The following is a 19,763-nucleotide window of genomic DNA, read 5'->3' as shown; positions in this document are numbered from 1 at the left end:
AACATGATTATGATAAAATACAACAAGACCAGCCCACAGGGGAGGAAAGGCACATGATTGAAGTGTATGTAGATGGAGCAAGCGCAGGTAACCCTGGTCCCTCTGGAGCAGGTGTTTTCGTTAAAGCAGAAGGAAGTGTCATTCGATCTTCTCTCCCGCTTGGCACGCTCACAAACCATGAAGCAGAATTTGAAGCGTTAATTCACGCTCTTACGCTTTGTATAGATAAACAGTTCCGCACAATCTCCGTTCGGACAGATTCACAGCTAGTCAGTAGCGCAGTCGACGGCAGATATGTCAAAAACAAAGGTTATCAACCCTACTTAATTCGATGCTTGGCGTTAGTTGATCAATTCGACCTTTGTTTCATTAAATGGATCCCAAGCTCAAAAAATAAAATGGCTGACGAGCTAGCGCGAAAAGCGATTCAGCAAAACAAATGATAAAAACGTCCTTATCTTCTATCAAATCCTAATTAAAATGAGCGCCTTTTCAATCCAAGGCGCTTTTTTTATTTAGGATTTGTTAACCAACCATTATTTCTACATGCGGATTCTCAATCCGAGATGATCCAGCTCATCTTTAAACCGATCTAAATCCATATCTAACCTGCAATTAGCAAACGAATAATCATCAAGATCAGGAATCGCGCGCTCAATTGTCACAAGTTCAAGACTTAATTTCGCGAACTCCTCGCCATCTATAAGCTTTTTACGATACCGATTAAATTTACTGTCTAGTTCGCTAATGTTCTCATATACCCCTTGAACGGAACCATATTGCTGAATTAGCGGTAAAGCAGCCTTGTCCCCTACTCCGGCAACACCTGGAATGTTATCACTCTTATCTCCAAGTAATGCTTTCACATCAATCCACTGATCGGGTGTAATTCCATACTCTGTTTTGAAATGCTCTTCTGTGTATACCCTATCGCCTTCTTTGCGAATCGCAATAATTTGTGAAACAGAAGGATTCAGAAGCTGAAGAAGATCCCGATCATTACTATAAATGTAACAATCACCCAGACCTTCTTTTGTCCACCGGTCGGAGAGTGTTCCCATTACATCATCTGCTTCAAATCCTTCTACACTTATCTGCGGGATTCCTGTTGCCTTAAACAAATTCACAGCCGTTTCATATTGCTGAATAAGAGGACCTGGTAAATCTTCCCTCGTTCCTTTATATTCTTCATAGAGCGCTTTACGCTTTACTTCATTCCGTTTCACATCCCATGTAACAACAAAATGCGTCGGTTCATACTCCTTTACAAGAGAAATGATTTTTTGCAGCTTCACCCTTAAAGCATTCGTATATAACCCTTCAGGCGTTTGCGAAAGCTGGTCTTCAGACTTTCCATAGGCTGTCGCAAAATAACCTCTACTTAATAAATTAAATCCATCAATTAATACTAATCGGCCCATATATTTGATCTTCCTTTCACCCTATAAACCATTTTCTTTTCTTATGGTAACATAAACGAAATAACAAAATGATCACAATAAAAGAAGGAGCCTTTTTAATGAAGGCTCCTTCTTTTATTCTTGCGGATTTTTCAGCTTTTCTGCTTCCATCTCTGCATAGGATGGCATCGCTTTTGCTTTTTGTTGTTTTGCATTATTATTACGCTGTGCATTGGGGTTTCCTTTTTTCTGTCTGCCCATCGTGACACTCCTTTAGAAGTACTTCCTCTCTAGTTTGTGCCAGATTGGCCTCATTCTATTCAGTCGAAATGAAGCTCCTGTTTGTAAGAACGAAGAAACGCTACATACTGCTTGGATGCTTCTTGAAATGCTTTTTTGTCTCCTCTGTCGAGAGCTTGATCAATGGATTGTTGGTAACGTTTTTCCTGGAAAGTAAACACGGCTTCATCAAGGATCAATTGGGCGTACAATTCCAACTCAAACGTTTCCTGTTCCTGTTTCTTTTTCATAGCACGTTGTTTCATATTGTCTTTATACGACTTATGATGATTGTTCATGCTAGCTCTCCCCCCTCTGAAGCTCTTTTTTCTATTATACGAGGGAATCGTCAAAATATCAATATTTTTCAGAATATTCCGATATAACTTTTTTTACTTGTTTTCTTTTCAAGAGAAAATGCTATTAACTCAAGGATTAGAGCGGGTAACGATCAAGATCAAAATAATTTTTCTTTAAGAGTCTTTCTTGACTCATTAATTCTTTATACGAAAAGGAGGAGGGTAGTTTTGCCGTATCGATTAGCATCAATTGCTCCTCCACGTCTCCAACTAATTCATCTGTCTGATAGCACATCCCGCAATAACCGCATTGAACCGAGGGCAAATCACTAATTTCGACCGCTCTCGATCCATCAGGTAATTCCCAGTAACCTTTATCAAGCGTCTCAAAAGCTCCCTCCTGTTCACACCATTTACAGATCATACGGTTTCCTCTCCTTTATCATTACCTTTGTATTTCTCCTGCTCTGCGTTAAATTTCTTTTCCTTCATAACATCTCTTTTATCGCGCTTATCTTTTAGCGAGCTATGTGTTGCGTCCTTTTCGTATTGAGATCTTCGACTAAACCGCTGAATGCCTTCTGGAACAAGATTAAACCGCTCATCTGTCATTAAGGAATGAATGCCGATAGCAGGTTTTTTCTCCATTTCATAAACCTGGTTAAAGTACGTATCAGCCGTACCAGGAGTATAATTTTCCGGCTCAGGGTAAGAAGTAATAACCCCTTCAAAGTTTCGTAAAATAACTTTATCTGCACTTTGGGAAATCATGTAATTTGGCTGAAGGGCTATTTTTCCACCGCCTCCAGGGGCATCAACTACAAAAGTCGGTACGGCATATCCTGACGTATGTCCCCTTAATCCTTCAATGATTTCCAATCCTTTAGAAACCGGTGCACGAAAATGCCCAATCCCCTCAGATAAATCACACTGATAAATGTAATATGGCCTCACCCTAATTTTCACAAGGTCATGCATCAGCTTCTTCATAATCGGTACGCTATCATTGATCCCTGCAAGAATAACCGCTTGATTTCCAACAGGAACGCCGGCATCTGCCAGCATTTCACATGCCTTCTTCGATTCTTCTGTAATTTCAATACTTGTATTAAAGTGCGTGTTCAGCCAGACAGGATGGTATTTCTTTAAAATGTTACATAAATCCTCTGTAATTCGCTGAGGAAACACAACCGGGGCTCTCGTTCCGATTCGAATAATTTCAACATGTGGAATCGCTCGTAAGTTCTTGAGCACATATTCAAGAATCTTATCATTGATAAGTAGCCCATCTCCTCCAGAAATAAGGACATCTCTCACTTCAGGGGTTCTTGAAATATAGCTTATGGCTTCATCAAGCTGTTTTTTTGGAACCCCCATTCCGATTTGCCCTGAAAAGCGTCTCCTAGTACAATACCTGCAGTACATCGAACACTGATTTGTAACTAGGAAAAGAACGCGATCAGGATATCTATGCGTTAATCCAGGCACTGGGGAATCCTCATCTTCATGAAGAGGATCTTCGAGATCATATTTCGTTTTATACATCTCTTGCGAAATAGGGACTGATTGCATGCGAACCGGACAGCGCGGATCATCCGGATTCATTAAGGAAGCATAGTATGGCGTGATGTTAAGTGGAATGGTTTTCGTTGCGATCTTCACACCTTCTTCCTCGTCAGGTGTTAAGTTCACTACTTTCTTCAAGTCATCAAGCGTTCGAATCGTATTAGTAAGCTGCCAAATCCAATCATTCCATTGGTCTTCCGTGACATCCTTCCAAAGTTCAATATCCTTCCAATTCCGAGTTGGCTTATACAGTTGCATCAGCACAATACATTCCCCCTTCAGATAATCTACTCCTATACTATGCAAGTAGCGTGCCAGCTCCATTAATTCTTCAAAAAAGCCTACTTTTTGGTTTATCGTGGGATCAAGACGCTTATAAGATAAGTCTATTACGGTTACAACTAAGATCCCTACTTATCCACTCCCTTCATTTATTTCCACAATAAAAAGCCAGCTGTGCTCAATATTCGGCACTCTGGCTTAGTGGGTGTTTAGAAAGTTTATATTGTAATGTTTGTCTGGGGATGCCTAACTGCTCTGCAGCTTTTTTCACATTACCCTGGCTGACATTCATGGCTTGTTTTATTAAATCATATTCTGTTTTTAACAAAACGTCGCGGAGTGGTGCCGTTACACGAGATTGATTTTCTGGAAGAAGCACCTCAAAATCGTCGAAGGTTAATGTATGTCCTTCTGCGAAATTCATGGCCGATTGAATCACATGCTCAAGCTCCCGAACATTTCCATGCCAGTGACGCGAAGAGAGCAGCGTTGCCGACTTCTGATCGACTCCTCTTATGTTTTTATGAAATTTATCGTTGTATTTCTTAATAAAATGAGCAATGAGATTAGAAATATCCTCTTTTCGTTCTCGAAGAGGTGGTAATCTAAGATAAATAACATTCAAACGGTAAAACAAATCAACACGAAGCCTCTTTGCCTCAAGAGCAGATTCCGGTTCTTCATTCATTGCAGCTATGATTCGGACATCCACTTTTCTCGTCTTTCCTGCTCCAACTCGCCGGATGACACCATCCTCTAAAACCCGAAGCAATTTTGCTTGTACATCAATGGGCATCGAATTAATCTCATCAAGAAAAAGAGTACCGCCATTAGCTAGTTCGAATAATCCTTCACGCTCCTCAGCACCTGTAAAGCTTCCTTTTGACGTACCAAAAAGAATCGACTCAAGAATCGATGCAGGTAAGGCGGCGCAATTTTGTGCAATAAATGGCCCCACCCGCTTAGAAGCATTATGAATTGCTTGAACAAGGAGTTCTTTTCCAGTGCCAGTCTCACCATAGACAAGAACTGGAGAATGAAGAACGGCAGCTTTTTGGGCTCGGTCCTTTACCTTTATAAAAACGGGATCGTTCGTTAGAATGTGCTCAAATGTATAGATAGTGCCGTTGTCGAACTCCTTGACCGTCTTTCGATTTATTTTAGATTGTAATTCCATTACCTTATCAGACAATATTTTGATACGCGAAAGATCTCGAGCAATTTCCACAGCTCCTTCTAAGTGCCCATTCACAACGATAGGCAGTGTCGTATTAATCGTCGAGATCAAGTGTCCCTTCATATTTCTGTAAGTTTGATCTTTATTAAAAATTGGCTTTCTTGTCGTTAACACATGAGATAGTGTGCTCGTTTCTTTGGAGAGTGATGGAAAAGCTTCTAAATAGTGCGTTCCTAACACATCGCCTACTTGCAATCCGTCGTGCTTAGCAGCAATTTCATTATAATAGATCGTCATCCCTCTGTTATCAACGACATGAATCCCTTCATCAATACTTTCTAGGATCGCTTCAAACATTCCATCCGTAAGTGGAATCGTTTCTCTCATAGACGTCCTCCTTTATGCCGAATTTTCATCTATCTGTGCTGATTTTCCGGCACTACCTAGAAGCTTTTTACTCCATAGATTCATATTTTCCCAATCTTTATAGATCTTTACATTGTTTACAAGACGCCCACCATATTCATAGTGAAGCTGATGAAATACAGCATTCATTCCAAAAGAAAGACTCCTCGCGATCGAGTAAGCGTAGTACACCTCTTGCTTTAACAACTCCGTTTCTAAAGCAAGAATTAAGTGACGCATCGTTCCACCTTTCCTATACTCAGGAAGGGTTGCGCAATCCGTCATCTCGGCATTTCTATACGTACGATTCACTTCAGCTGAGGCGGCACTTTTGATTATTCCCTGATCTTCCATTACATAAAAAATCGTGTCACTCTTCATAGCTTTCTTAATGTAACTAGGATCATCCATTGGGGTTGGGTAGACCGAAAACACAGTTTGATATAATTTGGCTAGCGCTTCAGCATCACTTTCAATTCCAATCCGCATAGGAGGGTTTCCTTTGAGAGAAGTAAGAGGTTTGTTTTGTACAGCCTTTAATAACTTGTCTTCATCTACCCAAGACTCACTATTTCGACGCCAATTCGCTCGATACTTCGTCATGAGATGAGCATCACTACCAGAAAAATAGAAACGAATCTTCCCTTCGTAGGTATAGCCAATTGAAAGAAAGGAGGAAACATCTTCACTTTTTACTTTTACAATGCACTTTGAATATTCGCTCGTAAACACTTCTTGAATATGAGCGATAACTGCTTGGACGCTTCCATCATAAACATCAATACGAATGCGTTCATTAAATGTATCAAACGTACAGGTAAAGACATAATCGCTCCCTTTATAAAAATGCTCAACCGCTTCAATTCGCTTATTTCCCATTAACCTCCCCCTCATTCATGTCTTAAATCAGTAGTTCTTCTTTCTTTTGTAAACTCCTTCCTAAAGGTAAGCTATATTAGAAAAACAAAGTGAAAGAACCACATGAAAAAGAACGGCATAGCCGCTCCTACTTATGCTGGCCACACCATTCTAGAATGATGTGCACAAAAAGTTCTGCTGCAAGCATCATTTGATCAATTTCAATGTATTCATTTGCAAAATGTGCTACCGCTGTCTCTCCTGGACCGAAAATAATCGATGGCGTATTCCCTTCTTCTTGTAGCAATCCCCCATCTGTCCCCCAAGGAGAAGCTTCGATAACGAGATCTTTCCCTGTGACTTCTTCGTAATGACGGCGAATTACGCCCACTAGCGGATGATCTTCATCAACTTCTCCAGGCAGCCATCTTGCTCCAAACCACTCGATCTCTACTGGATGATCCTTTAGCCAATCATCTTCAATAGCTTCTAGGGCACGGCGCATGTCAAGCTTTGCGTCATCAAGCTCTTCTCCAGGAATCACCCCCATTCTTCCTTCTAAAACTACTTGATCTGGAACAGAGGATGGCCAATCTCCACCTGAAATTTTTCCTATATTAATCGGAACAGGGATCGGAATGTTTTCATATAAAGAGTCTGTAATTCGATTATTGCGCTGTTCCTCTAATAATTGGATGGCTTTAATCACCGAAAGGCTTTTCTCGAGAGCAGATACTCCTTCATAACGCGTACCACCGTGTGCACCGCGCCCTGATACGGTGATACGAAACCACATTGATCCCTGCTGCTTAGGGAACACTTTCATCTTCGTCGGCTCTGGAATAAGAGCGGCATCAGCACGGTAACCTCGTTCAATTGCCGCAAGTGTACCTGTTCCCCCACTTTCTTCTTCCACTACGCTTTCAAAGATCAGATCGCCATTTAGAGGAAGCTCCAAATCTTTAAGGCATTTTAAGGCAAGAAGCATCGCCGTATTTCCGCCTTTCATATCGGTTGCCCCTCTACCGTACAGCCTGCCGTTCTTTACTTCCCCGCTATAAGGTTCTAACTCCCAGTCACTTCTATTTCCAGGGGGGACAACGTCAATATGACCGTTCAAAATAAGTGAACGACCACCTCCCTTACCTTTCCACACACCTACAACATTAGGGCTTTGTGTAAAATCTGTTCGATTCGCACAAAATGCACGATGATTAAGGGTTTCGTCTCCAGGAGTAAACCGATCTATTTTCATTCCGAGTTGATGAAGTTCTGACTGAACAAGGTCTTGCACATTTGCCTCGTTTCCTTGCACGCTATCACAACGAACAAAGCGTTGAAGCATTTCTATCCCATAGTCCCGATGAAGCATCATCCATTTGTTTATTTCTTCTTTCATGAGGTCCGCCTCCCCACATGATCAACATTTACAACCGCTTCAGTAGCGCCTAACACATCTTCAACAGAATAACCAGGCATCACTTCGAGAAGAAAAAGCTCTCCCTGATCAATTCGCATAACAGCTCTCTCTGTAATAATTATGTGTGCACCTTCTTTTACCGTCAAAGGGAGAGAACATTCTTTGACAATTTTGGGCTGCCCATCTTTTGTTGTATGACTCATTAATACAATCACCTTTTTAGCTTTTTGAGCGAGATCAATAGCCCCACCCATGCCAGGCACTCGTTTTCCAGGTACGATCCAATTTGCGATATCTCCTCTTCCACTCACTTCAAGTGCGCCAAGAATCGTTAAATCGAGATGTCCCCTCCTAACCATTCCAAACGCTTCTGCACTATCAAAAAATGAAGCACCTGATTGAATGGTAACTGGATATCCCCCGGCGTTAGATAGATTTCCATCTTCCTTACCTTGCTCAGGACTCCCCCCCATTCCTAAGATGCCATTTTCCGTATGCAACATGACATCGAGGGAATTTGGAATAAAGTCAGCTACAAGCGTAGGAATACCGATCCCAAGATTAACCATCATGCCGTACGTGACTTCACGAGCAGCACGTTGTGCAATTAACTTTCTCGCTTCAGCTCCCATACCCATTTCCAATCAACTCCCTTGCTTTCAATGACGTGATCAACGAAAACACCTTGAGTGATAATTTCCTCTGGACCTAGCTCACCTGTTTGTACGATTTCAACAGATTCAGCGATAGTAACATCACCTGCTTGGGCGACAAGTGGGTTCGTGTTTCGTGCACTTTGATCGTAGATTAGATTTCCATATGGATCAGCACGTTTGCAGGCAATAATAGATAAATCTGCCGTAAGAGCAGGTTCAATCATATATTCTTTACCGTGAATGATTGTCTTTTCCTTTCCGTGTTCAATAGATGTCCCAAGCCCGACGTCTACTAAAATACCACCAAGCCCCATCCCCCCAGCGCGAATCTTTTCTGCCAGCGTTCCCTGCGGGTAGAATTGAACGGTAAGTTCTCCGTTATGCATTTGTTTTCCTGCTTCAGGATTTGAGCCAATATGAGATGCAATAAGTGTTGAAACTCTTTTTTCGGTGACAAGCTTTCCAGGTCCAATCCACGGGAAGCCAGCATCGTTACAAATGAGCGTTATATTCTTAATACCAGAATCAAGAATCCATTGAATAAGTGTTGGAGGTGAACCTACTCCACCAAATCCACCACACATTATCGTCATGTTATCTCTTAATAGATCGAGCTCTGACAATGCGCATCTTTTACTTCTCACGGATTTCTCATCCTTTCGTCAGCTTATCGATCGTCTACTATAGAGGCCTTCTATTGTAAGCTCTTTCTCCAATTCAGCTAATGCTTGATTCAGCTTATTCAGAAGGAGATGAACCTCATTTTCTTGAATGATTAGAGGTGGTGCCACAATGACTGCATCACCCGCTATCCCATTCAATCCCCCAGCAGCCGTGTAAACGAGTAAACCGTAGTCATAGCATTTTCTGATAAAACGATTTGTCACTTCATTCTGTAGCAAGAACGGTTCCTTCGTCAGTTGATCCTGAACAAATTCAATAGCTGTTAATAACCCTTTACCTCTTACATCACCAATAAAAGGATAAATCGATTGAAGCTCTTTTAATCCTTTTAAGAGAAGACCACCTTTTTCTTCGGCATTTTTCACAAGATTATTTTCTTCTATATAGTCAAGAACAGCGAGACATATAGCAGATGAGAGTGGGTTTGCACTAAACGTATGACCGCTTAGCACAACTTTGGATCCGCGTTCAATTTCCAGTATGATCCGATCAGATACAAGGGTAGCTGCCATCGGTGTATAACCTGCGCTCATTCCTTTTCCGAGTGCTAAGATATCTGGTGCGACACCCCAATGTTCCATTGCATACATTTTCCCTGTTCTCCCGACTCCTGTCATAACTTCATCTGCAATAAACAAAATATCATAGCGCTCACATACGGCTTTCATTTCTTTAAAATAGGAATCAGGTGGAACAACCGCACCCCCAGCTGCACCAATGATAGGTTCACAAACAAACGCCGCAATTGTTTCTGCCCCAAGTCTTTGAATCGTTTTTTCAAATTCTAGCGCATAGTGCTTTGAACAATTCGGACAGTGCTCATTGTAAGAACATCTGTAACAATAAGGAGGAGAGAGTTCTGGATAATGCTCTAACATCGCGCTAAAGCGACTCCGACGTATGACATGACCGGACATTGAAAGGGCACCCATTGTAATCCCGTGATAGCTCATCCACCTCGATATGATTCTGTTCTTCGTTGGTCGACCCAGTTCCTGCCAATACTGAACGGCTATTTTCAAAGCGGTTTCTAATGCTTCTGATCCGCTGTTCACAAAAAACACCCAGTCCAGATCACCCGGAGCATGGCGACATAGTCTTTCAGCAAGAAGCTCTGCAGACGAACTCGTAAACTGAGAGCGATAAACAAATGATACTTGATCGGCTTGCTTTACCATCGCTTCCTTAATTTCAGGAACGGCGTGGCCGATATTTGCTGTCACAGCACCTGAACATCCATCAATAAACGCATGACCATCCTCATCATATAAATAGATCCCTTTTCCATGAGAAATAAAGGCATAATCCATTCCTAATAAAGGTTTTATTAAGTGGGTTCTTTTACTCATCACCGAATCGACACCTCACTTTTTTGTCTATATGTATAGCCTATGTTGAAATGAAGCAAAATTCTATCCCACATCATCTACAAAAAATTCTGACATTATTGTACGCTTTGGATAAGAAGAGACGGAGGGACGCCTATGGGACTATCAGTTCGAGAAGCCTTACAGCTGCCTGAGATGAGTGGAATTAAATTAATTGCTGGAAAAAAAGGAATTGACCGAGATATTAAATGGTTAACAATCGTGGAAGTAATGGAAGATATGACACGGCTTCATGAAGGGGAGTTTTTAATAACGACGGCATACGGATGGCACGAGAAATCCGATTCTTATGCGAAACTCATTGATGCCCTTTCGAACAGACAGCTCTCTGCTCTTGCCATTCATACTGGATTTTATCTAGACGTAGTTCCGATTGCGATGATCGAAGCGGCGAACCGAACCGGATTACCGCTTCTTGAAATTCCGAGAACGATGAATTTCTCAATGGTTACAAGAAGCATTTTGGAACAGCTCGTTAATAAACAACTGTCCATTCTTACACAGGCTCAGCGTATTCAGGATGACTTAACGTCACTTGTTATTAAAAATGCTGGCTTTTCAGCTATCACTGATGCACTATCGAAACTACTAAACTGCACTGTTTCAATTTATCATGCGGATAATGCTCTTTTAGCAGAGACTTATCTCACGAATCAAAATGATTCTACCGATCAATTCTATCCGATCAAAACCGAAGGAAAAGCAATTGGAACAATTCATATCAAGAAACTAACACCACTCACGGCACTCGATCACCTTGCTTTAAAGCATGCGGCTAATATTTTTGCGATTGAATTTCTAAAACTACGTATTATTGAAGATACTAGATCTCAGATCGAAGCTGATTTTCTTGATATTTTACTCTCCCAATCCTACGAAGACGAGAAAATAATATTAAAAAAGAGCAAAGAAATGGGCTATGATTTAACCGGTTCTAATACAATCGCAGTTCTTTCATCATCAAACCTTACAAAACTTGAGCAAGACTGTCAGCAGCAATTAATCGAAACAAGAACAAAAGGTATAATAAAGAGGAAGATGGATCATATTGTTGTGCTTCTTTTAGGTGACACCATTCCTTTCAAAGAAGGAAAGAGCTCTTCTATCATTGGAGTCAGCATGACCAAAATAGGCATACAACAGCTTGAACTAGCACTTAAAGAAGCTACGGTTGCCCATCAATTTGCTAAATATCGAAACGAACATCATCTATCCTTCGCTGACCTAGGTGCTTATCAGTTATTCATTCGATTAAAAGAAAATGGCGAAGATCTTTCACCCTACTATTCACCTCTTCTATCACCAATAGTTGACTATGATCGAAAGCACCAGGCTCAGTTAATGAAGACACTTGAATCTTTTCTAGAAAACAACCTTGTCATTAACCGGACAGCTGATAAATTATTTATTCATAGGCATACACTAAACTATCGAATCAAACAATTAGAAAAGCTCACCGGTATTGATATATACGCATATGATCAGCGCATGCAGCTTCAGTTTGCTCTACTTGCTTATCGGACCGATTGCATTCTTCCAGCTATTTAAAAAAGCAGATCCCCTATCAATGATAGGGAATCTGCTTTTTTTATTGAGACGATAGCGAAGACCAATTCAGAAGAAAATTATCTGAATATTGGTTATCCACAGAATTTTGTGGGTAACCCATCTACGGCACCTATACCCCCATGTATTTAAAATATACCAGGGGCGGGTATACGAAATCATCTGTTGATAAGTGTCAGAAAGCCTATATTATCAATAGTTTCCAAAGTTATCAACACTTGAATTTCCAGAGGTTTCATGTCTTTATAAACAGAACATCTTCATTTCGACGATAATATAGAAATTATGCTACAATGATGTTTATGAGAAGAAGAGACGGAAAGGAAGACAGACCTATGGAGCATTTATTAAACCCTCGCGTGAAGGAAATTGAGATTTCTGGGATTCGAACTTTTTTTAATATGGTAGCTGATTATGAGAACATGATTTCATTAACAATCGGCCAACCTGATTTTGAGACACCAGCTCATATTAAGGAAGCAGCTCAAGCCGCTATTAGTGAAAACAAAACAACGTATACTCATAATGCCGGCATCCTAAAACTTCGAAAGGCAGCAGCTAATTTTCTACAATCAAAATACACTCTTAACTACCAAGCTGAATCTGAGATCATTACCACTTCAGGAGCAAGTCAGGCAATTGACGTGACACTTCGAACACTTCTCACTGAAGGTGACGAAGTGATTTTGCCAGGTCCAGTGTATCCAGGTTATGAGCCAATCATTACATTATGTGGCGCAACTCCAGTACACGTCGATACGACTAAAAACGGATTTAAAATGACCCGCGACCTAATTGAAGATGCCCTAACAGAGCGAACAAAATGCATTATTCTACCTTCCCCATCTAACCCTACTGGTGTTGCGATGTCTTATGATGAATTAGCCGATCTTGCTGATTTACTTAAAGCTAAAAACATTTTTGTTTTATCTGATGAAATTTATTCAGAGCTTAACTTTTCAGGTGATCATTCTTCGATCGCTCAATTTGATGGCATGCGTGATAAAACGATCGTAATCAATGGACTATCTAAATCTCACGCTATGACAGGATGGCGCATTGGCTTTCTCTTCGCCCCAGTAGAACTATGCCAGCATATCTTGAAAGTTCATCAGTATAATGTCTCCTGTGCTTCATCAGTATCTCAGTACGCCGCTCTAGAAGCGTTACAGAATGGATTGCAAGACTCGATTGAGATGCGAGTTGCTTACAAGGAACGAATGAATTATGTTTATGATCGCTTAGTTGGTATGGGGTTATCTCCAATCAAGCCTGACGGTGCTTTCTATATCTTGCCTTCCATTCAGGAGTTCGGCTTATCTTCATTTGACTTTGCAATGAAACTCGCGAAAGAAGGTAATTTAGCAGTTGTACCAGGAAGCGCCTTTTCATCACTCGGTGAAGGCTATGTAAGAATTTCTTTCGCTTATAAACTTGATGTACTAAAAGAAGGTATGGATCGCTTAGAAAAGTTCATTCACACCCTTAGATAGAATGAATAAACGCCAGCCCTCGTAAGGGCTGGCGTTTCGTTTATTTTGTTTCAATTTGATTTTCTTCATAGGAGATCCAGTCACTATAACTTCCAGGATAAAGCTTTGCATGAATACCTGCCTCTTGTAAAGCAAGCAGGTTAACACAAGCAGTCACACCAGAACCACAGTATACAATTGGTTCATGACCATGCTCTTTCTCCCCTACTCTCTCTTCAGGGTCTTTCCATGTTTTATTATCATTAAGGTTATTCTTCCAGAAGTAATTGATAGCGCCTGGTATATGACCTGCTTTAGGATCAATAGGTTCTATCTCTCCAGAATAGCGCTCGCTTGCTCTCGAATCAATAATTGTGCGCCCTTCTATCTGCGCCTGCTTCACATCATTCATAGAAACAATCATCGATTTATCAAGACTTATAGGATACGATGAAGGAGTTACTTGTCGAACTTTCGTCTCAAGTTTATGCCCCTCCCCTCTCCAAGCTTGAAGACCCCCATCAAGAACAGCACGCGCTTTATGGCCAGCAAATCCGAGTAGAAACCATAATCTTGCTGCCATAGCACCATACTCATGGTCGTATAGGATCACTTTCGAATCCTGCTCAATCCCTAGCCTTTCAACGAGCGTCTGGAGCTGTTCTTGATCAGGTAAAGGATGTCTTCCACCATGCTCTCCAACTTCACCAGATAAATCTTTTTCGAGATCAGCATACTTCGCTCCTGGAATGTGACCTTTTAAATAGGAAGCATAACCGTTTTCTGGATTGCCAAGTTCAAATTGACAGTCCACAATCACTAATTGCTCATCATACAAATGATCTGATAGCCATTCAATTGAAACTAGATTTTTCATTTCCTATTCTCCCTTCGACAGTAGCTCCGTTTGAAATTCGAAAGCTTTATTTCGCTTAGTTTCAAGGAAATCTTTTGATATATCGCTTGTTAGCATCGTTGTTCTGGCCTTGACATATGATGTAACTTCTTTCATCATTTCGCCTTTTACCTCTACAATTAATTGATCAAAGAAATTCGTAGCCGCCTCTTCAATCACTTTATGTTCTGTTTTCAAATAGTTATTAACAGGTAGTTGAAACTCATTTTTCAACTCATCATGAAGCGTATCTCTTCCACTCTGTTCGAAAAATTGCTTCGAAGATTTAAAGGAGCTACGAGCGTGCTTTAAAACACGGTCAACCGCTATCCATGATGTAAGAGACTCATCAAACTGCGGGGTTTCCATGTCCCGATCAGGTAGACTGCTGTAATGAAAATCAGATAGCATTTCTCGAATAAGCTTTTGTATTTCTTTCTCACTCTTTTGAATTTCTCGCTTCATAAATCGATCGATTCGAAGAGAAGCTGCCCTGAGCTCCTGTAATAAATCTTGTTCAATATCTTCAACCAGCGTTTCTGAAGCAGGTTGCAGTCCTTCACGCCCTTGAATAGTCGATGGGTTAAAGGCTTCCTTAAAGAAATCATTAAATCGATAAAAAAGACGCTGAGGAATATAATGAACAAGTTCTGTTAATTCTTGTTTGATCAGCTTTTCAGATGAAGTGTTTGAATAGTGATTAATCTTCCTATTTGCTTCGTCACTCTGATTACGAAACTCTGTGATCTGCTGTTCTTTTTCACTCGCATTTAATTCAAAGTTCTCGATCCAACGCTCGATTTCGCTCATCACACTTGTTAATTCAGTTAAGCTGGACTCCACTGCCATTTTTGAAAGATCCTTGCGAATAAAATGATAGAAGCGCGATTCAAACCGCTTAATACCGCCTTTTTGTCTCAATTTTTCTGGTAACGCCGCAAGAAACTTAGCCTCTTTTTCACTTACATTCTCTTCAGAAGCAAGCATTCCTGCAAGACTTGAGACAGGATACAGTGCAGGATAGCGAATACCGTACTGCTGTAACTGATTTGTAACATGATCAAGAACGATTTCGAGCTCTTCGTCATCTGCAGCAAGATCAGATGCATTAAGAAGAAAGAACATTTTATCCATTTCAAAAACGTCTTTCACTCGTCCAAGCTGAATGAGGAACTCTCGATCTGCTTTTGAAAATGCATGATTGTAATAGGTGACGTAAAGAATAGCATCGGCTGCTTTCATATATTGAAACGCTACACCTGTATGTCGTGCGTTGATGGAATCTGCCCCTGGAGTGTCTACAAGCGTTATTCCCTTTCGCGTTAAAGTACAATCATAATAGAGCGAGATAGAAGCAACGAAGGCCGCTTTTGACTCATTTACGACCATATCCTCATAGTCATCCAGTGTGACTTCACGTTCCTTACCGAGGTATGCTAGCTCAGCTTCACCTTCAAGTACAGCTCTTAGGAAAAGGGCATGAGGTTTTGTTGCAGAAGACTCTCTCTTAAACAATTTCCCTTGTGAAATGATTTGGAGACAATCCCTTAGTGAAAAAGCTTGCTCACCAAAATAAGAAAGGGAATGATTCAAATCCTCCAAAAGTTCTTCTTCCGATTTGTAATAAATCATCGCCGTTTTATGAGCATGATCTTCTGTTACCGGGCAAATACGATTAAGCGTAGCCGTTGTTGGATTTGGAGAAGAAGGCAGTATTTTTTCGCCAATGAGCGCATTGGCAAAAGAGGATTTCCCAGCGCTAAAGGCACCAAACAATGCGACCGTAAATGACTTTTCTGATAATTTATTTGCACGCTTGATCAAGTTTTGTCTCGTATAGTCAAAACCAAGAAGATCCTCTAATTCATCTGCCATTCTTTGAAGGGCGATACTAGTCGCTTCGGGATCAGGAAGAGAAGTTTGACCTTCAGGTGAATCCACCTCTTTAGGCTCCTGTTGCTTACGCTGTTGTCCACTATCGCTTTTGGTCGACTCTACGATAGTAACATCCTCCGTTTGCGTGTACCTTTTCTTAAATGCCTCTCCCGCACGTCGAGCCTCTTCATCACGGCTCCCATCCAAAATAGACCAAAGCTCTTCAGTATTCTCACTAGCAGCTTCCAGCTCTAATAAAAAAGTCTCCGCATCCTCTTCTCCGACTTGAGATTTGAATGACTGCTTAAGCTCCTCAGCCTGCCTATCGTGGTCGGAATTGACTTGATCAACAAGCTTGTCCTTCCTTTGTTCTGCTTGCTGCTTGACCTGTGTCTTCAAGCGATAAGCGATATTCTCAGTATAATGAAGAACTGCTTCTCCTGTTGCACCGTTTCCTTTGTTAGCTTCTTCTTGTATCACTGAAAAATCAACTTCATATGGCTGATCAATGAGAGAAAATGATACGTCTTTTAATCCAGCTGTCGAAACTAGCTTTTGTAATAGCTGCTGATAATGCCACTCTAGTTGCGACTTTACCTGTTCTTTTAAACCCGCAATGAAAGTTTCGTACCTCGCCGTTCGTTCTTGCTGGGTTTTCTTATCACGAAATACAAATCCTACTTTAAAGTCTGGTTGAAGAGATTCAAGATACGCTCGTCCTGCTTCTCTCACTTCATATGGCATTAAAATTGCACTTTTTTGGATAGCCGCCGCTTCAGTCTGAAATTCCTGATCGATTAGTTCAATGCGTTCCTTTGAAAATGCAAGCTTGTTTTTCATCTGCTCATAAGCTTCTTCTACTTCGTCGTTATGAGCATCTACTTGATTCAGATCATCCAAAAGCTCTCTTGCTGCATTAAAAATTCGCTTCACTTTGTCTTCATCTGTTTTCCTTGAAAGCCCGTCAATGTATGTTTTCAACTGATGAAACTGGTTATGGGGATGATCGTAATCGCGTAATGAGATAAAGAAAAAGGATTCGAGAGACATCCCCCACGTTTCAAAAGACTCGACCACTGATTTCTGAAATGATGTGAATGAAATTTCAGATTCATGATGCTTATCAATTTGGTTCACAATTAAGATGATTTTTTTATTTTGACGATAAAGTTCTCGGATGAATTGGTAATTCACTTCAGATTGAACATGATTGTAATCCATCACATAGAAAACAACATCAGCTAAATACATCGAAGATTCCGTTGATAGCCTATGCGCTTCATCTGTTGAATCAATACCAGGAGTATCAATGAAAATAACGTCCTCTTCTAAAGAAGACGGAGCGGACAATTCAACGCGTTCGACCTCTTCTCCGTTCAAACAATACCCTTTTACTTGATCAATATCATACGGCGCTTTAAAAATCATTTTCTTTCCATTCAAGAAATGAACGGAAGCGCCTGGTTCACCTGAACGGATACGAACTGTATTAGCACTCGCCGGTATGGGACTTGACGGTAAGAGGTTTGATTGAAATAACGCGTTTATTAATGAAGATTTCCCTGCAGAAAAATGGCCCGAGAAAAGGAAGTGCTGTTCACCACTCAACAACTTGTCGATCAGTTGTTTGATTTTCGATGCTTCCGAAGCCTCTAATTCTTCTTCAATTAGTGCAAGACGTTCAAACAGTACGTCCTCTTTTAGTTTTGTGTGTGACTGGTGATCATGCTTCATAATATCCCGCTGCCTTTCCATAAATAGTGTCCCTCTTAGAATAACGCTTTCAGTAGATTTTTCCCAGCATTATAAAAAATAAACTCCATGATGAACACGGTAAAACCATCAATAAAAGAATATATGGCTACTATCAAAAGCCTAGCTTCCGTGGGGCAATAGCAAAAATCCGCATAAAAAAAGCCGGGATTTCTCCCGACTTCTACATATATCTTATTTATTTCCTTTGTCGTTGAACTTACGACGCTTGTTAGCGCCACCGCTGTTGCGGTCTCCGCGATATCCGCCACCGCTTCCACCTTTACGGCCTCCGCGATCATTACTGCGGTTACGGTTGCGGTTTCCACCGCCACTGCCGCCACGGCCATGAGCCTTTTTAGCACGAAGTGGTGCAATTTCAGTAATTTTAACCGGAGTTGTATCCGGCTCTTTTGTTAGCAACTTAAGAGCTGCAGAAAGAAGCGTTACTGAATCGTGATCATCGAGAAGTTGTTCAGCTGATGAACGGTATACTGAGTGATCCTGCTCTTCAATTGTGCTTTGAAGCTGTTGAATCGCCATTTGCTGCTGGCCTTCCATTGCTTCAGCAAAGCTTGGGATCGTACGTTTTTGCATAGACTTCTTCGTAATTTTCTCAATCACTTTAAGGTGATCGTACTCACGTGGAGTAATAAACGTCGAAGCAAGACCTGACTTACCTGCACGGCCAGTACGACCGATTCTGTGAACGTAGCTTTCAGGATCTTGAGGAATATCAAAGTTATAAACGTGTGTAACACCACTAATGTCTAGACCACGTGCAGCAACGTCAGTCGCTACCATGATATCGATTGTGCTGTCTTTAAACTGTTTAATAACCTGATCACGTTTACCCTGTGGAAGGTCACCGTGAATTCCTTCAGCCATGTATCCACGTTTCTTAAGTCCTTCAGATACTTCATCAACGCGTTTCTTAGTTCTTGCAAATACAATTGCAAGCTCAGGAGACTGAGTATCAAGAAGGCGACAAAGAATATCGAATTTCTTAGAATCACGAACTTCATAGTAATGCTGTTCGATTGAAGGAACAGTCATTTCTTTTGATTTTGTTCTAACTGTTTCAGGATTGCTCATGAATTTCTCTGCAAGAATCGCGATACGTTTCGGCATTGTAGCAGAGAACAGAAGCGTTTGACGCTTGTCTGGAACACCTTTAAGAATCTTTTCGATATCTTCAATGAAGCCCATGTTAAGCATTTCATCTGCTTCATCAAGGACAACAAAAGATACTTCTTGAAGACGGATTGTTTTACGTTCCATATGGTCGATCAGACGCCCTGGAGTTGCAACAACTAGTTGAGGTCTCTTTTTAAGTGCTTTGATTTGGTGAACGATGCTTTGTCCACCATATATAGGAAGGGCACGCACGCCTTTTGCTTGACCAATACGGTTCAATTCTTCTGCAACCTGTACAGCAAGCTCACGTGTTGGCGCAAGAATGATTCCCTGTACATGAGATAGAGAAGTGTCGATTTTTTCAATCATTGGGATACCAAAAGCAGCCGTTTTACCAGTACCAGTTTGAGCCTGGCCGATAACGTCTTTGCCTTCAAGCGCTAGAGGAATCGTACCTGCTTGAATTGGTGTTGTTTCTTCGAATCCCATTTGATTAACTGCTTCTAGCAGCGTATTACTTAAACCTAGATCTTGAAATTTTTTCAACTTTTAAAAACTCCTTTTTACTTTTAAAATGCATTAAATGCTATAGACGGGAGAAAAATCTCCTGATAGTGTTCAAAAAAAGCATTTCCCTAATGTTGGAAAACGC

17 protein-coding genes are annotated in these 19,763 nt (G+C 40.9%); 3 read left to right on the top strand and 14 right to left on the bottom strand.

The window, feature by feature from the left end; translation table 11 throughout:
• Positions 1–53 precede the first annotated feature (53 nt).
• The gene (locus AC0VYH_RS10770; RefSeq protein ID WP_194221543.1) at positions 54–443 is read left to right on the top strand and encodes a reverse transcriptase-like protein; all 390 of its coding nucleotides are present in this window, start codon (positions 54–56) and stop codon (positions 441–443) included.
• A gap of 99 nt (positions 444–542) precedes the next feature.
• Here the strand turns inward: AC0VYH_RS10770 and AC0VYH_RS10765 are convergent, their stop codons facing one another.
• The 11 genes from AC0VYH_RS10765 to AC0VYH_RS10715 form a co-directional block, all read right to left on the bottom strand.
• On the bottom strand, positions 543–1,421 hold the full coding sequence (locus tag AC0VYH_RS10765) for a 5'-3' exonuclease (RefSeq protein ID WP_475367333.1): 879 nt from the start codon (positions 1,419–1,421) through the stop codon (positions 543–545).
• A gap of 114 nt (positions 1,422–1,535) precedes the next feature.
• Positions 1,536–1,661, bottom strand: a complete 126-nt coding sequence (locus AC0VYH_RS10760; protein ID WP_255622402.1) for a hypothetical protein — start codon at positions 1,659–1,661, stop codon at positions 1,536–1,538.
• A 59-nt stretch (positions 1,662–1,720) separates the two neighbouring features.
• On the bottom strand, positions 1,721–1,978 hold the full coding sequence (locus tag AC0VYH_RS10755; protein ID WP_194221541.1) for an IDEAL domain-containing protein: 258 nt from the start codon (positions 1,976–1,978) through the stop codon (positions 1,721–1,723).
• A gap of 136 nt (positions 1,979–2,114) precedes the next feature.
• Positions 2,115–2,402 (bottom strand): YokU family protein, encoded by a 288-nt coding sequence (locus tag AC0VYH_RS10750; protein ID WP_404682137.1) that lies wholly within the window; start codon positions 2,400–2,402, stop codon positions 2,115–2,117.
• Positions 2,399–3,808 (bottom strand): lysine 2,3-aminomutase, encoded by a 1,410-nt coding sequence (kamA, locus tag AC0VYH_RS10745; RefSeq protein WP_475367332.1) that lies wholly within the window; start codon positions 3,806–3,808, stop codon positions 2,399–2,401. The genes AC0VYH_RS10750 and kamA overlap by 4 nt, the downstream gene beginning before the upstream one ends.
• 196 nt (positions 3,809–4,004) lie before the next feature.
• A complete protein-coding gene (locus AC0VYH_RS10740; RefSeq protein WP_475367331.1) occupies positions 4,005–5,390 on the bottom strand; it encodes a sigma-54 interaction domain-containing protein in 1,386 nt (461 codons plus the stop codon).
• A 12-nt stretch (positions 5,391–5,402) separates the two neighbouring features.
• Positions 5,403–6,287 (bottom strand): putative beta-lysine N-acetyltransferase, encoded by an 885-nt coding sequence (gene ablB, locus AC0VYH_RS10735; protein WP_430246242.1) that lies wholly within the window; start codon positions 6,285–6,287, stop codon positions 5,403–5,405.
• Between the two features lie 127 nt (positions 6,288–6,414).
• Complete coding sequence (locus AC0VYH_RS10730; protein ID WP_430246239.1) at positions 6,415–7,665, bottom strand: peptidase; 1,251 nt, start codon at positions 7,663–7,665, stop codon at positions 6,415–6,417.
• Positions 7,662–8,324 carry a 3-oxoacid CoA-transferase subunit B gene (locus tag AC0VYH_RS10725; RefSeq protein ID WP_475367330.1) on the bottom strand — a complete coding sequence of 221 codons (663 nt, stop codon included), beginning with the start codon at positions 8,322–8,324 and terminating at the stop codon, positions 7,662–7,664. The genes AC0VYH_RS10730 and AC0VYH_RS10725 overlap by 4 nt, the downstream gene beginning before the upstream one ends.
• The gene (locus AC0VYH_RS10720) at positions 8,294–8,986 is read right to left on the bottom strand and encodes a CoA transferase subunit A (protein WP_430246235.1); all 693 of its coding nucleotides are present in this window, start codon (positions 8,984–8,986) and stop codon (positions 8,294–8,296) included. The genes AC0VYH_RS10725 and AC0VYH_RS10720 overlap by 31 nt, the downstream gene beginning before the upstream one ends.
• Before the next feature lie 18 nt (positions 8,987–9,004).
• Positions 9,005–10,375 (bottom strand): aspartate aminotransferase family protein, encoded by a 1,371-nt coding sequence (locus AC0VYH_RS10715; RefSeq protein WP_475367329.1) that lies wholly within the window; start codon positions 10,373–10,375, stop codon positions 9,005–9,007.
• Between the two features lie 135 nt (positions 10,376–10,510).
• On the opposite strand from AC0VYH_RS10715, the gene AC0VYH_RS10710 reads away from it, so the two are divergent.
• Both AC0VYH_RS10710 and AC0VYH_RS10705 read left to right on the top strand, forming a co-directional pair.
• The gene (locus tag AC0VYH_RS10710) at positions 10,511–11,962 is read left to right on the top strand and encodes a PucR family transcriptional regulator (protein ID WP_475368963.1); all 1,452 of its coding nucleotides are present in this window, start codon (positions 10,511–10,513) and stop codon (positions 11,960–11,962) included.
• A 353-nt stretch (positions 11,963–12,315) separates the two neighbouring features.
• Positions 12,316–13,473, top strand: a complete 1,158-nt coding sequence (locus AC0VYH_RS10705) for an aminotransferase A (RefSeq protein WP_475373744.1) — start codon at positions 12,316–12,318, stop codon at positions 13,471–13,473.
• Between the two features lie 40 nt (positions 13,474–13,513).
• On the opposite strand, the gene AC0VYH_RS10700 is transcribed toward AC0VYH_RS10705, so the two are convergent.
• The 3 genes from AC0VYH_RS10700 to cshA form a co-directional block, all read right to left on the bottom strand.
• Complete coding sequence (locus tag AC0VYH_RS10700; RefSeq protein WP_475373743.1) at positions 13,514–14,329, bottom strand: sulfurtransferase; 816 nt, start codon at positions 14,327–14,329, stop codon at positions 13,514–13,516.
• 3 nt (positions 14,330–14,332) lie between these two features.
• Positions 14,333–17,977, bottom strand: a complete 3,645-nt coding sequence (locus AC0VYH_RS10695) for a dynamin family protein (RefSeq protein WP_475373742.1) — start codon at positions 17,975–17,977, stop codon at positions 14,333–14,335.
• Positions 17,978–18,169: 192 nt separating this feature from the next.
• A complete protein-coding gene (gene cshA, locus AC0VYH_RS10690) occupies positions 18,170–19,657 on the bottom strand; it encodes a degradosome RNA helicase CshA (protein WP_242057383.1) in 1,488 nt (495 codons plus the stop codon).
• Positions 19,658–19,763 lie beyond the last annotated feature (106 nt).

The organism is Anaerobacillus sp. QJM3NY_32 (genome assembly GCF_056173645.1).
Note: the sequence above shows the minus strand (reverse complement) of the source record. Positions and strands in the feature narration are given on the sequence as shown.

Coding starts and splice junctions, on each gene's coding strand:
- AC0VYH_RS10695 (WP_475373742.1), bottom strand. CDS start 17,977: ATGGAAAGGCAGCGGGATATTATGAAGCATGATCACCAGTCACACACA.
- AC0VYH_RS10700 (WP_475373743.1), bottom strand. CDS start 14,329: ATGAAAAATCTAGTTTCAATTGAATGGCTATCAGATCATTTGTATGAT.
- AC0VYH_RS10765 (WP_475367333.1), bottom strand. CDS start 1,421: ATGGGCCGATTAGTATTAATTGATGGATTTAATTTATTAAGTAGAGGT.
- AC0VYH_RS10750 (WP_404682137.1), bottom strand. CDS start 2,402: ATGATCTGTAAATGGTGTGAACAGGAGGGAGCTTTTGAGACGCTTGAT.
- AC0VYH_RS10755 (WP_194221541.1), bottom strand. CDS start 1,978: ATGAACAATCATCATAAGTCGTATAAAGACAATATGAAACAACGTGCT.
- AC0VYH_RS10725 (WP_475367330.1), bottom strand. CDS start 8,324: ATGGGTATGGGAGCTGAAGCGAGAAAGTTAATTGCACAACGTGCTGCT.
- ablB (WP_430246242.1), bottom strand. CDS start 6,287: ATGGGAAATAAGCGAATTGAAGCGGTTGAGCATTTTTATAAAGGGAGC.
- AC0VYH_RS10710 (WP_475368963.1), top strand. CDS start 10,511: ATGGGACTATCAGTTCGAGAAGCCTTACAGCTGCCTGAGATGAGTGGA.
- AC0VYH_RS10760 (WP_255622402.1), bottom strand. CDS start 1,661: ATGGGCAGACAGAAAAAAGGAAACCCCAATGCACAGCGTAATAATAAT.
- AC0VYH_RS10730 (WP_430246239.1), bottom strand. CDS start 7,665: ATGAAAGAAGAAATAAACAAATGGATGATGCTTCATCGGGACTATGGG.
- AC0VYH_RS10740 (WP_475367331.1), bottom strand. CDS start 5,390: ATGAGAGAAACGATTCCACTTACGGATGGAATGTTTGAAGCGATCCTA.
- AC0VYH_RS10770 (WP_194221543.1), top strand. CDS start 54: ATGATTGAAGTGTATGTAGATGGAGCAAGCGCAGGTAACCCTGGTCCC.
- AC0VYH_RS10705 (WP_475373744.1), top strand. CDS start 12,316: ATGGAGCATTTATTAAACCCTCGCGTGAAGGAAATTGAGATTTCTGGG.
- AC0VYH_RS10715 (WP_475367329.1), bottom strand. CDS start 10,375: ATGAGTAAAAGAACCCACTTAATAAAACCTTTATTAGGAATGGATTAT.